Raw genomic sequence first — 15,044 nt, forward strand, 5'->3', positions numbered from 1 at the left:
CGTGGTCTGTCCCCATTTTACTCCAGCTGCATGCACTGGAGGACTCCAAGGCGCTGGATAATAGACGCCCGACCATTACGCCTTCCAACTTTCAAACTAATTAGTTTATGCAAGAGGAGGGATCGCGTTGACGACCTTCATTCCCTCCTGAATCAATGATGACCTTTGTTCTCAATAATTATCCAACTCGGTTTTGTAGCGCAAGGATTCAGCCTTCGCAGACTCCAGCCAGTCGGAAAAATTGGCGTAGCTGGCATTATCCCAAGGGCTTATCTTCGGTTTGGAATAATCGTAAATCCGGACACAAGGGTTGCCGCCTACCGATTCAAAACAGGCAAGGACAACCCATCCGTCATTGTAGTGTCCTGACTCATCCTGAATGATTGCGAACGGAACCAACCCACTCCCCGGAAATTTCAACAGCATTGAGCCGTAGTAGAACAGCGAAGTCGCCATATCCTTCGAAAGGAATCGCCAAGGTTCTATGTTCAATTCACGTTCATCAGCCGAGATCGTCAAGTATTCGTCGGGAAACTCAAATGAGTCCGGCAATATCGAAGCAGCGTAAAAAAAACCCTTGGTCACTTAGGTGCTCCTGAAATACGCGGTGGTTCATCTGATCCATGTGGATTATTGGTGGCAAAACCGCCTGACTGTTTGTTTATGCGCCCGGTTATCGCCTCTCCCCAAGTACTGAAGCTTTGCCATCCCCGCGCCTCCTGGATGGCAGGTGTCAATGGATCATCATAACCACGGACATTGGCTTTGACGTTGATCCCCGCTTCTCTCGCTGCCGGGGAAAACGGGGACAGACCACGTTTTCGAAGTGCTTTCTAAACGTGGTCTGTCCCCATTTATCCCTGTTTCATCTTTATCCACAAGAGGTAAAACTTTTCAACAAATCCATTTTATCAACGTCCAGGCATGACACTTCAATTGATAATAATTCACCTCTTGAGGAAACCCCAAAACTCACTGAGCCATTTCTTACTAACTGAACAATTTCCTGCTGCACATCAAAGACGATACAAGCTCTATCGGCATCCACAAAAAGATCAAATCCAACACTGAAATCATCTAAAAATCTATTTGAATAACTTTCACGACTCGCCCACCCAACCACACAAAAAAGCGGAACCCCGACGTCAAACGCGCAACTTTTCACCTGACATTCGTAATGCCGCAATGCCACAGAAGGAATAGTTACAACAGTTACACTTATAATCTTCCCAGTGGAGGCACTTAAACCGACTTCCAAAAGAGAATCCTTACCATTGCCCGCACGCCAATAGAGGGGCGACGCATCGCGGCCCGACCCAAACCGAACTGTCAAAGGCACGTATTCATCGACTTCGACAACATTGCCTTCACACTCACCAATATCATTAATTTTCAGCATGATTATTTATAAAGTGCATGTTTAACTACCGGAAGCGGCTCTCCGGGAGAAAACGGGGACAGACCACGTTTTCGAATTGCTTCTAAACGTGGTCTGTCCCCATTTATCCTCAATCTTTCCTGCAAGCTGACCCATTCGAGGATCGTTGAGCTGGCCAAATACTCGATCAGCAATTGAGAAGTTTTTTGCGGAACCAGCAATTTCGCCTGCGCCTTTTGCACCGACTAATTATCGACTATGGGCAATATTCAACCATATAACCACTCTCTAGTTCTTGTTGTATTGATTTGGCCAGTTGCTTCCCCTCGGCTATATGCCGAAGCTCTGCCTCAGCCGTGGTAAAACCAGAATCGGGCGGATAGTCGCTGTTGAACGTCGCCTGATACTCACCGTCCCACTTATTGATTTTCGCCCTCAGCTCTGGAGACAGGGGCAAATCTTCAATATCAACGTGCCCCATTCTATCCGGATCTGGACAGAATAGCGGCCCGGCTAAATACTCACTCGTTAGTCTTAACCTAATCATGGCAATGGCTTCCAAGAACTGACCGGATTAGCTCGAACAACGAAGCCGTTTGAGCCTACCCCAACTGCAATGTTTTGCTCAACACCATTGTACGTAATGCGGTAAACATTAGCCGAACCATTGGTCCCGACAACTTGCCCACGTTCAAGAGCATTCATTACCACATCACGCGAGATGTCTTTATTGACAATAATCGACTTCGTGTCGCTTGTAGATGTGCTGCAATCCGGCAGCATCAGTGCCCTTTTCCAACCAGACGGTTCGGCCATCTGGCAATCTACGGATATCAACCACATTTCCTGGCGTGATCTTAGTACCTGCCGGCAAGCCCGAGATCAATTCGTCCCTCGTCAGAGTGGAACCTGACACTCCTTTTGCACCGACGGCAAAATAAAAGCCATGCTAATTAATTTATTAAACTATCCACTCCACCTCAAAATCAGCTAGCTGAGCCTGAAGCCCTGCCTCATTCTCGAACCAGTAGTCAAACCCTTCAACATCACTTTTCTTCAAGTAAAGATAATACCCGCCAGTGTCGCCATCACGGTCGTCCGCAACAACAATTTCCCAGCCAGAATATTCGCCAGTGACAACAATACCCTTCCGAGCGATAGACATATCCATATCCTAGTCCGCATAGGGAACATGATTGTTAGAAATATATTTTCCAGTCACAGGGTCTTTAACTCCGAAATGTACATGCGGAACTCCCGGAGCGTGTGCTCCTGATATAGATCCTGAGTCGATACGGAACTCCTTGGTGCCATCAGCGCTGTGAAACACCCCGGAGCCGGGCTTACCGATTTCCCTGTACTCGGGACCGAGATATTTTTGCCCTGCCGATAGAGCCTCATCGGTTGTGAGCGTCATAGAGCTCGTGAAATTTTTCTTACCAGATAGAGTTTCATTGATAACTTGATCTACACGCTGCCCAGCACCTGCTTCCAGTTGAATCTGTTTTTCAGCATTAACAAAGGTTTTCCAGTTTTCAGTAGGACCAACTAGTGGAGTGCGTGGAGTAGCTGTTGCTTTTGCACCAACTAATTTTTATTTTTATTTCTTCAATCCTAACAAATGCTTAAATGGACCCTCACCCAAATCAAGTCCAATATCTAGAATTAGTCGAACAGCCTCATTATATTCTTCGTCCGTGATAGAAATATCATATTCGCAAATATGATCGCACAAAATCTCAAAAGCCAGGCTCTCTTCGTTATAGGCAACATAATCCAAGGCTCCTTGGAGAAGGTCGGAATCTAACCGACCTTCAAACCTTCGTGCAAACTTAATGATACGATCTGCGAACATAAACTCTACTTAATAGGCTTGTAGGGTGGAATAGGAGCATCATCAGGGAAGGCAGTAATAACCTTTCCTGTAGCCGGTTGGTATACAACTCGCACTCGCACACCATCACGAGTTTCATAGGCCACCCATTTAGCAGCATCTCCCTTGGCTGTATAAGCCCCACCGGTTCCAGTTTGCGCGTACCACTTAGTGCTCGGAGATGTCGTGATATCGCCAATCGCGTCAACAATTTTATCTCCTGACCAACTTTTAGGAAAGACTGTCTTTCCTTCCTGTCCTGGCCACATATGCCCACCGCTACCTGGCTTATCACCGTACAAAATATGTTGCTTTGCTTCTGGAGAAAGAATGTCAACGTAGTCCTTTCCAAGACCTTTTGCACCACCATTCAATCCACCGTCAAGTACCAACCCTAGTCCGACACCCGTAGCCGTTGCCACCGCTGCATTCGCCCTGACAACGTCAATTCCGTTGCCTTGCATGGTGTGCAAGACATCCAGATACCCCTTGAGCCGAACCTCCTCCGGCCAATTCATGACCGAGTCGAAAGCTGCCTCCAGATCGGTAGCAGCGCAGCTAGGGCAATTGACGGCCCCCATCACCCACAACGCTGATTTCGAACTGGAACTGACAAGTCCCTCCATGACGGCCGCGAAGCCTTCAGCGCTACCGACTCCCTTGGCATTGAGGATTTCTGCTTGATACTTCGGATCGTGCCGGTACTTGTATGGATCGACCAAAGCAATGTGGTCGAGCAGAGCTTTGACTGAATCTCGGTCTTTGAGCAGCTCCTTCAAGCCCAGCCTTTCGTCGTTGTAGTCAGCTAGAGTGACGCGGAACAGCCCGGTATTCTGCGACTGGGAAACCTCCGTACGAAGGAAATTCGCCGCTGCATTGGTCTTACCGTCGCTTTCACTGAAGGTAGCATTCCAGCCCTTGTCCACCATTGCGGCGGCCGTACGCAGCAACTCAGTCCGGGCTTGATCTTCGCTAATTCCCCTTTCTGCAGCGTACCGATTAACCCGTTCATCATCAGAAGCAAATTTGATCTCATCCGGATGCAATTGCCGGTTGAATGAGGTTGCGTTCTTGGCAATGTCGATACCTGTTTGCAGGTCCCCACCTACCAATCCCGCAGCCGTCAAGCCCACCAACTGAGATGCCGTGAGCTGAAACTTCGGATTGTTTTTGACAATGGCGGCCAAGCCCTTGCTCAACGCTTCGTTGGCGCCTGCCGCCGCTGCACCCGTGGCGAACCCCTTGCCTGCCGCCTCACTCAGAAGTCCGCCGACGAGGGCATGCAGAATTGTTTTCTGGAGACTGCCATCAGGCCATTTTTGTTTCTTCGAATAATCGCCAACTGCGTTGAAGGCCACGGCCTGCAAAACGGCTTGCGCCTGAGCAGTCATTGACGAACCAAGATTGTCTGAGAAACTCCCACCATTTACCGCTGTACTGACACCCGCCTGGAACAATCCTTGCGCGCCAGAATAAGCACTGAATTTACCGATATCTTCAAGGCTGCTCAGATCAAAACCGTGAGTAGCCTTGTTGACGTTTTCGCCGGTCACGCCAAACGCATCATCCAGATAACCGCTGGTAAACCCGGCAGTAGCAGCTCCGACGGCATAGTTTTTCAAGTTGTCTTTGGATGTGATGTCTTTAAGTACAGCACCAACATTCCCACGGTTGTTGATCGTACTCACAGCGGCAGAACCGGCCATCGAAGTGAGAACGCTGGAAACCATCACGTTGCCCCAACCGGCTGCTGCGGTCCCCACTGCGGTACCTGCCTGCACCATAGCGGTGCTGCCAGCCGCCGCCATTGCCGACCCGCTTCCGAGGCCAGCACCCGCAACACTACCCACAGCAGCGCTTGCAGCGCCTGCCGTGAGCACCGTTACAACAATGATGATTGCAAGCATCGCGCCTTGGCCCAGGCTCGAACTGCTGTACTTGAAGGACTCGTGAGTTTCCTTGATCAAGTTCCAGTCGACATCGCCACGCTTCTCGGCCTCTTTAAGCCAAGCCAGCTGAGGATCGGCCTTGACCATCGCATCGATACTTTCGCTGACTGTTTTTTTGTTGATGTCTTTGACGTCGATATGCAGACCATCAACGGCTTTGATCACCAGATTCCCTTGTGCGACCAGTTCGCTCTGGCGCAGGGTTTCGTTGGTGTGCCCCTTACCCTTCATGGAGTTCCACGCCATGCTGGTGCTGCTTTTTTGATGGCTTTCCTGATCGAGGTCCTTAACCCCCTCAAAGGTGATTGAAGCACCGCTTTGAAGAACCAGATCTTTACCGCTGTTCAGCTTCGCAACCTGATAACGCTGATCACCACCACTGGCCAATACCAGATCGCCGCCGGTGTTGATCTCGCTGCCGACATGAGTAACTTTGGTAACTTCGTCGCGTCGAGTTTGTTTTTTCCCGAAACTGCCTTTCTTCTTTTTGTCGTACAACGAATAGTCGCTGTCTTGGGCCGCGAGCACGTCGAGATTATTTCCAGCGACTAAATAGGCTTCATCGCCTGCGGTGATCCGACTTGAAATCAATGCAAGGTCGTTACCCGCTCGCATCGCTACATCACCGCCTGCTGTGATACTGCTGGCTATCTGCTTGACATGATCCTCTTGGGTAGTGAGCTTCTTGTTTTTGGAGTATGAGTGACTCTCATCGGCAGCGGAGGTAACCGTTAAATCACCTTCAGCGAGAATCACGGCATTTCGCTTGGCATCGATTCCGCTCGCGATGGCGCTGAAGTCACGCCCCGCACTGATGGCTACATCGCGCCCGGCGTTTAAGCTGGAACCGAATTGGGTAATGGAACTTTGATTTCGACCCCCGGACTCAACGTCCACCTGCTGTGTAGAAACAAGACTTACGTCGCGACCTGCCTCGATCTTGGTATCCCGACCGCTAGAGATGACGCTGCCACTGCTGTTTACATCCCGTCCTGCACTGATGGTCAGATCATTGGCCGCTTCGATACGTGCAGCATTGTCCAGATACTCGTGATATCGGGTTTGACCGTTTTTACTAAAGTCAGCACTGGTCACCGTACGCTCGTTGATGATGTCACCTGTAAGCGCCACCATACTGACGTCACGTCCGGAGATAATTCCTCCAGATTTATTGACGATATTGTCGCCGGCCAACAAATCCAGACGATTTCCAGCCTCAATCACTCCACTGTTGACCAGATCCTTACCTGCCGTCGCCGACAGATTATTCGTCGCCTTCAACGTGCCGACGTTATCCAGGTTTTCACCGGCGATCAGCGTCACATCCTTACCGGCAATCAGCGCACCGGTCGGGCCGAGGCGGCCATTGGCTTGCGCCAGATACACCACCGGCACCAGCACTTTTTCGCCATTCACTTCATGCTCTTCGAGCCAGACGATGTCGTGCGTCAGCGCCGCGACTTGCTGCGAGGTGAGGCCGACGCCGACCGACAGGTTTAGCGCGTCCTTGCTGGCGATGGCGTTGTTCATCAGGTACTTGAACATGCCCTCGTTGGAGGTCTGGCCGTCGAGGAAAGCCTGGCCGGTGCGCGCGGTGACGGCTTGCTGGATCAGGCGTTGTTCATAGAGACCGTCACCGAGGCGTTTGGCGCTCAGATCGGGGTTGTAGCCGAGTTTGTCGAGCAGGTAGTCGGAACTCATGAACGACTTGAGGTTGGTGAGTGCCGGGTTGGTTTCGATCAGGTATTTGTGTGGGTTGGACGGTACCTTGGTGTCGGGCAAGCCAGTGACGCGGGTGACCGGACGAGTGCCAGTCAACTCCTTCGTATCGTCGCCCGGGTTGGTCATGCCTGGACCGGCAGGGTTGACCGGGACGCTGGCGTCAATAGCACTGGCGGCAGCCTTAGACACGCTCGGCTTAGGTTTGAACGTATCGACGATGCGCGTGCTGTCGGACACGGCAGCCGGCGCATCGACGAACAGATTGCGCGGCCCGCCGCTGGTGGCAGCGACCGTGTGATCCTGGGTTTTGACCTTTTCACTGCCAACCGTCCACGTCGGTGCCGGCCCGATGTTTGCGGGTGACACGGTGTCGCTCGTGCCCTCATTGCTCAAACGAAACAAACCGTTCTCGCCCGTCGGCAGAGCGAATCCCGGCAGGCTCAGCGGATTGACTTGCTGTTGTGCGAGATCGGGCGGCAGCTGGCTGTTGATGCGCACAACGACGGTGCCGCTGTTTCCGACCGAGGTATCGGCAACTTTATTGGTGCCACCGGTTGAGCTGTAGTCCTGATGGATAACACTGTTTTCAACTTCGCGGGTGGCGGTGATCGAGACTTTGCCGCCTGCCTGAATCACTGCATTACGCGAGTTATTGGCATCAGCAGCACCGGTACTGTTCACCGGGGTTTCAACCGCAAGACGGCTTTCGTAAGGCGCCAGTTCGCTCGGTAATGCCAGCAGATTATTCGGGTCATACATCGATGGCGTTGACGTTTCAAAGCCCGCGCTGTATCCAGACATGGCCCGGCCATATTTACGACTACCGACGTTTTCGCCTGTCTCGGCGTCAACGATGACGATGCCATTGCCCACGGTTTTGGCGATCGCTTTACGGATCAGGCCTTCCGGCGCGATGACGTAGTACACAAACGGGAAATCGGGGTTGTTGCGCTGGTTGTATGGCATGATCACGTTGGCCATGAATTGCGCCGTGGAGCCAGTGCCCATCTCGAAGTTGTACTGACGCGTGACTTCGACGGTGCCGCTCTTGGCACCGATATTCTTCAAGCTGTCGGCGGTGATGCTGATGTTGCCGCCCGCCGCTAGCGTACTTTTGCTGTTGAGGAAGGTGCCGCCGGTGAACGTAAAATCCTTGCCGACGTTGAACACCGCCGAAGCGCTGGTATCGGTGTCGAAGAATTGATAAGTCTCGCGGCTGGCGAGGAAGTTATTAAAGGTGCCGCCAACGCAGTCACCACACGTCGCCGCGATGAACCCGGAAATGAGCTTGCGCTCAACCGACGCCGTCGGCCCTTCCGTACGGTTTTCAAACACATCGGCACTCAGCGTAAAACCGCGCCCGCTCTCCATCGAGCCGGAAATGTTGTACACCCCCGCTGCCCGTGCCGCGCCGGCGTACCCGCCGATCACCACATCGCCCAGACCGTAAAAATCACCGTGCTGGTTGGTCAGCGTGCTGACGCCGAGGGTCATGTTATTGCCGCTGAAAATCAGCCCGCGATCATTGAGCAAAGAAGGCGTATTGATGATGAGGTTCTGCGCCGCGCCCAAGGTGCCGGTGTTGGCAACGCCGCCCGCGTTGATCGTCAGGTCGTCGCTGGAGGTCATGCGCCCGGCGTTGCTGAGCTGGCCGCCGATATTGAGAGTCGACGCGGCACCCACCGCGAAACTGCCGCCCGCCGCGACGTTCATCTGCGCGGCGGAAAGGTAAGCGCCGCGCTGACTGGTCAAGCGGCCGCTGCCAGCATAGGTTCCGCCGATTTGCATATCGAGGATGCCGTCACTGGCGATCAAGCCATCGTTGCTCCAGTTGCCGCCACGGATCTGCAGGGAATCGGAAGCCAGCAATTTGCCGCTGGCGGTCTGGCTGAATTGGCCGACATTGACGTTCAGGCGACCCGCCTGAATGACGTTTGAGTTGCTCCAGCTGTCGGCGTTGAGTTCCAGCAGCCCGCCGGTGACGATGCTGCCGCCGGCGCCGATGACGTTGGCGGTGGAGATGTCGAACTTGCCGCGCCCGACGTGGTTGAGTTGCCCGCCGGCATTGAGCAGACCGCCGACGGCCAGGGTCATGTCGATGTTGGCGGTTTCCAGCACGCCGTTGCGGTTGTCGAGCAAACCGCCGATCTGGAACAGGGTTTTACCGGTGTTGCCCAGCGAACGCAGACGGCCGTTCTGGTTGTCGACGCTGGCAGCTTTTACGCTCAGTTGGCTATCGCTTTCGATGACACCCGTGCCGTTGCGTAACGCACCACTGAGACCGAAGTCGATGTGGTTGGCAGCGATCTGCCCGCCAGCGTTTTCCAGATTTGTGCCGGTGACGGCCAACAGTCCTCTCGAATACAGCACACCACTGCTGTTATCCAGCGCTGCCGTGGTAATGCTGCTGTCGGCCGACTGCGCGGAAATCCGCCCGCCGTTGTTGTTCAGGCCTGCCAATGCATTAAGCGTCAGGCTCTGCGCCTGAATGATGCCGCCCTGACGGTTATTGTTCAGGTCGAAGCCATTGCGCAGTACGCCAACGGTGCGTGCTTCCAGTGCGCCTTTGATACTGGACAGCGTGCCGCCACGGTTATCGATGTTGGCCGCTTTGACAAAGACATTGCCGCTTTGCGCGATGACCTTGCCGCTCTGGTTGTCGAAGTCACCGCTGACTTCGAGGGTCAACGCGCCTTCGCTCTGGATCGAACCGTTACCATTGCGCAGGCTGACCGCGTTCAATTGCACGCCGGCCTTCTGGCTGTAGATCAGACCGTCGGCGCTGTTGTTGACGGCGCCCGTTGCGGTGATCTGCAATTGGTCATTCGCCGCGACGGTGCCCTTGTTGCTGTTGTCCAGAGAATCGGTGTGCGCTTCCAGTGTTTTCTGGCTGGCGATCTGGCCTTTTTGATTGCGCAGATCGGTGACGCCCGTGATCAACATCGCGCCGCTACTCGCCAGTTTGCCGGCGTTGTTGTTCAGCTCTCCGCTCAGGTTGAGGGTGATCGCAGCGTTGCTGGCGATCTGGCCGCCGTTATTGTCCAGACCTGTGGCCGTAGCGGTGAACGCCTGTTCGGCATTGATTGAGCCGCCGGCATTGGTGAACGCTGTGCTGACGACATCCAGTGCCGCGCCGCTGTAAATCAGGCCTTGGCTGTTTTTGAGCGCACCGCCCAGCGTCAGGGTTTGCCATGCGCCACTGCTCAGATTGCCTTTGTTGCTGTTGTCGAGACTGTCCGCCTTGAGGTGAAGATTGCCTTGGGCGACTACAGCCCCCGCGTCGCTGTTAAGCAGCGCATTGTTGAGATCGACCGAGACATCGGCGAACTTGCTGGAGAGCGTGCCGCTGTTGCGGTTGTCCAGGCTGTCGGCGTTGACGGTGAGTCCTTGCCAACCGGAGATCAGGCCTTTCTGGTTGACCAGCTCGGTGCCACGCAACAGCAGTTTTTCACCGCTGATGATTTTGCCGGCGCTGTTGTTCACGGCTCGGGCAATCAACTCGAAACCGAGCTTGCTGGAAATCTCACCACTCTGGTTGTTCACGTCACGCAGGCGCTTGAGCGTCAATGGCCCTTGCGCCGTGAGCACGCCGCGCTGGTTGTCGAGATCGCCATTGGCCAGATCGAGAGTGACGGCTTTATCACCCACGAGGCGTCCGCCGTTCTGGGTCAGGGATGTCAGCTTCAGATCAATGTCACCGCTGGCGGAAACTTCGCCGCCGTCGCTGGAGTCCAGTCCGGTGGCGGCCAGCGTCAGGTTGCCGTGGCTGTTGATCAAACCACTGTCGCGGTTGTTCAAATCGGCGCTGGTGATCTCGAGAGATTGCGCCGCGCTGATCAGGCCTTTGGTGTCATTGCGCAGCAGACCGTCAACGGTCAGGCCGAGGTCGCCACGGCTGACCAGGTTGCCGCCGCTGTTGTTCAGGCTGGCAGCGCGCGCGTCGATGGCGGCTGCGCCGATCATGCCTTTGACGTTGTCCAGTGCGGCCGCGATGCGCAGGGTCAGGCCCTGATTGCTCAGGAGTTTGCCGTTGCTGTTGGCGAGGCTTTGCGCGCTCAGGGTGAACGCTTCGGCGCTGGAAATTGTGCCGCCCTGGTTGTTGACGCCGTTGAGTTGCTTGAGCAGCAGTGTGCCCGGCGCGTTGATCAAACCACCGATGTTGTTCAACTGGCCGTGGTTCAGGTCCAGGCTTAGTTGCGTGTTGCTGAACAGCTTGCCGCCCTGTTGATCAAGCCCGCTGACCGAAGCCGTCAGCGCGTTCTGACTGCCGATGCTGCCATCGCCACTGTTAGTGACCTGGCCGGCAGTGAGGTTCAGGGTGTCGGCGCCGCTCAGTCGACCGTTGCTGTTATCAAAGGCGTCGGTGGTGACCGTGACGGCACCTTTACCGCTGAGCGTGCCCTTTTGACGGTTGTCGAGGCTGGCGCTGTTCAGTACCAGCGCGCCGTCGGTGACGATCTGGCCGCCCTGATTGTCGATGCTGGCGTCGCTGTCCAGCATCAAGTCCGCTGCACTGGACAGACTGCCTTTTACGTTGGTCAGTTTCGCGTTGTTGACCGTCAGCGTGCCTTCGCTGCTGACCTTGCCCGAAGTGTTATCAAAGGCGCCGGTGAGGTTCAACAGCATGCCTTGCTGACTGAGCAATTCGCCGTCGCTGTTAATCAGCGAGCGCCCCTGCAGATTGAACTGCGAGCCCGCGTTGATCAGGCCTTTGGTGCGGTTGAGCACTTCATCGACGGTCAGCGTCAGGGCGGTGCCGGTGAAGATTTTGCCGCCGTCGCTGTTATCGAGTTTTTTGCCCGTAATCTGCAAATCGCCGTTGCTGCTGACCTCACCGCCACGGTTGTCCAGGTCAGCGACGGTCAGGGTCATGTCTTTGCTTGAGCCCAGCAGACCGTTCTGCCGATTATCGAACTGATCGGCTTCCAGTTTGAGGACGCCGGTGGCGATCAACTGACCTTTCTGGTTGTTGACGGTTTTTGCCTGCACGCTGGCATCGACCTTGCCGGCGATATTACCTCCACGGTTGTCCAGTTCGTCAGCAGTAACGGTCAGTTGGCCGTCAGCGATGACCGTGCCGAGTTGGTTATCCAGGGTCTTTTCGGTGGTGAGCAACAACTCGGCGCGACTGCTGATCAGACCTTCGTGGTTGTCCAGACTGCCGCTGTGGCTGTCCAGCGAGGCGGCGGAGATGACGCCTTTGAGGTTGTTCAATGCCGCCGCAATGCGCAACGTCAGGCCCTGCTGACTGAGCAGTTTGCCGTTGCTGTTGTCGAGATCATGCGCGGCGAGCAAGAAGGCTTGCTGACTGGAAATTTCCCCGCCCTGGTTGCTCACGCCGTTGAGGTTTTTCAGCAGCAGCGTGCCGGGGGCATTGATCAAACCGTTCTGGTTGTTCAGCTGGCCATTGTTCAGATCGAGGGTCAGATCAGTCTTGCTGAACAGCTCACCGCCCTGTTGATCCAGCCCAGTGAGCGAAACATCCAGCGCCTGCTGGCTGGCGATGCGGCCGGTGGCGTTGTTGACCTGCCCTGACTTGAGCGTCAGCGCCGCTCCGCTGGAAAGTTTGCCACCCTGGCTGTTGTCAAATCCGCCGGTCTCGACCCGGCTGTTGCCTTGGCCGTAGATCACACCTTTGCGGCTGTTATCAAGACTGCCGCTGTTGACGGTCAGCAGGCTGTCGCTGCTGATAGAACCGGCCTGATTAAGCAAAGCGCCAGTGCTGGAAAGTTTCAGGTTGCCGGCACTGCCGAGGCTGCCGTTGCTGTTGTCGATGCGCGCAGCATTGACGGTCAGCGTGCCGTCGCTGCTGATCGCGCCGAGCGAATTGATCAGCGCGTCATCAAGGGTAATCACCAGACCGTTGAGGCTGCTGAGATTGCCGCCGCTGTTGTCCAGCGTGGTGCCGGTAACGGTTACCGCGCCCTTGGTGGCGGCGATCAAGCCTTTGCTCTGGTTGATCAGCTTGGTGACGCTCAGCCCAATGTTACTGCCGGAGAGGATTTTGCCGCCGTCGCCGTTATCCAGACGCAGGCCTTTGACGTTCATCAGCAGGTTGCTGGAGATTTCGCCACTGCGATTGTCGACGTCGTCGACCGAGAGTGTCAGCGCTTTAGTCGTACCGACCAGCCCGCCGTTGCGGTTGTCGAGGGTCTTGCCGGTCAGGCTCAAATTGCCTTGGGCAACCAGCGCACCACCCTGTTGTTGCAGCAGGCCGATGGTTGCCAGCAGGTCGCTCTGACTGGAAATCCGTCCGGCCGCGTTTTGAATTTCGGCAGCGGTCAGGTTGACGGGGCCGACCGCACTGACCAGACCACCGCTGTTATCCAGCCGGGTGCCGACATAAGTCAGGCCAGCCTTGCCGCTAATCACGCCTTTTTCGCGGTTATCCAGTTGCACAACATTCAAGGTCAACTGCTGGTCGGCCTGAATCACCCCGCCCCGGTTGTCGGCGACATCACTGCGCACGGCCAGCGTGCTTTTACCGATGACTTTACCGTCGCTGTTGAGCAAGGTGCCGGCCTGCAGATCGACGGCGCCTTTGGCAGAGATATCACCCTTGTTGCGGTTGTCGAGCGTGCCACTGATGTGTGCAGTCAGGCTGCCATCGCTGACCAGCGCCCCGGCTTCACGGTTGTCCAGACTGGCAGCTTTCAGATTCAGCGAACGCCCCGAACCGAGCGCGCCGTCGCGGTTGTCCAGCGCACCGCCGAGATCGATATTCAGGCCCAGGTCACCGAGAATCTGCCCGCTGCGGTTATCGAGCATGCCGCCAGTGATGGCGATGTTCTGACCGCTGAGCGTACCTTTCCGGTTATTCAGAGAAACGGCGTTGACCGTCAGGTTGCGGCTCGCGGTGAGACTTTTGCTGGTGTTGTCGAGTTCCTGCGCGGTCAGGCTCAGATCACCGTTGGCATTGCGGCTGCCGTCGGCGTTGACGCCCGCCTCGATGGCGCCAGCGTTGGTCAGTTGACCGCCAGCGCTGAGGTTGATGCTGTCGCGGGCCGCGAGGGTCTGACGGTTGGACAGGTTGCCTTGGGTCTGTACATTGAGCGCGGTGCCGGCGTAAACCGGGCCGCGTGCGTCGAGGCTGGCAGCCTTGACGTTGACCATACCAGTGGCCGAGGTGTCAGCCAGACTCAACTGGCCGTTGGCATTGAGCTGAATATCACCGCCGCTGGCAATCAGCTTGCCGTCGAGCTTCACCCCGACCCCGGCCTCAGTGCCGACCAGTTTGATCGCCCCGGCATACATGCCGCCGAGTGCTGAGGAGTCGATGGCCAGTTGCGGCTTACCGCTGCCATCATTGGCACGGGCGGTGGCATTGAGAGTTTGTGCATTGACGTCGTTGCGCCCGGCGACAATCGTCAGGTTCTGTGCCTGAATCTCGGCGTTGATTTTCGCGCTGCGGGTGATGATTTCGAAGCGGTCGACATTGGTCGCGTTAAGGCCCGTGCCCTCGATGGCCACCGTGCCCTGATCAACCTGAAAACGATCCAGGCGACCGTTATCGAGCACCGGTTTACCGGTGGTCAAAGTCACGCGCGGCGAATTGATAAAACCGCAACCGTTGCAGGTAATGCCATAAGGGTTGGCGACAATCACCCGCGCCGACTGCCCCGCCACTTCGGTGTAACCGCGCAACTGGCTCGGGTTGCCGCTGATGACTTCGTTGAGAATTGCCTGCGCCGAACCGCTGTTTTTCAGGTTCGGGTTGTCGATGATATGCCCGCCCAACTGGGTGAGATTATTCTGCGTCGAGCCGTTGTTGAGGATCAGTCCTTGCGCGCCGACGTTGTAATCGTGGAACTGGTTGTGCGACAGACCACTGGCGTTGGGCGTGGCGATGTTGATGATCGGCACGCCATTGCCGGCGCGATCAAGCGACGTATTCGGGTTGGCCACGACGATGCCGTCGGCCTGTGCCCACATGGGTTGCCAGAACATGACGTTCGCCAGCAGGAACGCGAGTCCGCGTTTAGGCATGCCCAGGAAACGTTCGTGGTTTTTTTCGGCAGCAGAAGGCTGACTGGCCAGAAGAGCCAGTTGAAGGACGTCCATATCAGAATCTCGGGGCGGGCAACGGTCGGGGGAGGAAATCCACGCAAAAACCGACCGGCAA

The 15,044-nt window shown here is 55.7% G+C and carries 6 protein-coding genes; all 6 read right to left on the reverse strand.

What is annotated here, in order from left to right; genetic code table 11:
- Positions 1-171 precede the first annotated feature (171 nt).
- Positions 172-585: a hypothetical protein gene (locus tag K5Y35_RS23695; protein WP_180988163.1), complete on the reverse strand. Its 414-nt coding sequence runs from the start codon at positions 583-585 to the stop codon at positions 172-174.
- Positions 586-871: 286 nt separating this feature from the next.
- The gene (locus K5Y35_RS23700; RefSeq protein ID WP_222833113.1) at positions 872-1,399 is read right to left on the reverse strand and encodes a hypothetical protein; all 528 of its coding nucleotides are present in this window, start codon (positions 1,397-1,399) and stop codon (positions 872-874) included.
- Positions 1,400-1,921: 522 nt separating this feature from the next.
- Positions 1,922-2,194 (reverse strand): hypothetical protein, encoded by a 273-nt coding sequence (locus K5Y35_RS23705; protein WP_222833114.1) that lies wholly within the window; start codon positions 2,192-2,194, stop codon positions 1,922-1,924.
- A gap of 145 nt (positions 2,195-2,339) precedes the next feature.
- Entirely contained in the window at positions 2,340-2,549 is a 210-nt protein-coding gene (locus K5Y35_RS23710) for a hypothetical protein (protein WP_222833115.1), read from the reverse strand.
- A 429-nt stretch (positions 2,550-2,978) separates the two neighbouring features.
- Positions 2,979-3,233: a MafI family immunity protein gene (locus K5Y35_RS23715; RefSeq protein WP_222833116.1), complete on the reverse strand. Its 255-nt coding sequence runs from the start codon at positions 3,231-3,233 to the stop codon at positions 2,979-2,981.
- A 5-nt stretch (positions 3,234-3,238) separates the two neighbouring features.
- Complete coding sequence (locus K5Y35_RS23725; RefSeq protein WP_261991215.1) at positions 3,239-14,983, reverse strand: filamentous hemagglutinin N-terminal domain-containing protein; 11,745 nt, start codon at positions 14,981-14,983, stop codon at positions 3,239-3,241.
- Positions 14,984-15,044: the final 61 nt, after the last annotated feature.

This window comes from Pseudomonas sp. SC3(2021) (assembly GCF_019856535.1).
Taxonomy (GTDB): Bacteria; Pseudomonadota; Gammaproteobacteria; order Pseudomonadales; family Pseudomonadaceae; genus Aquipseudomonas; species Aquipseudomonas monsensis.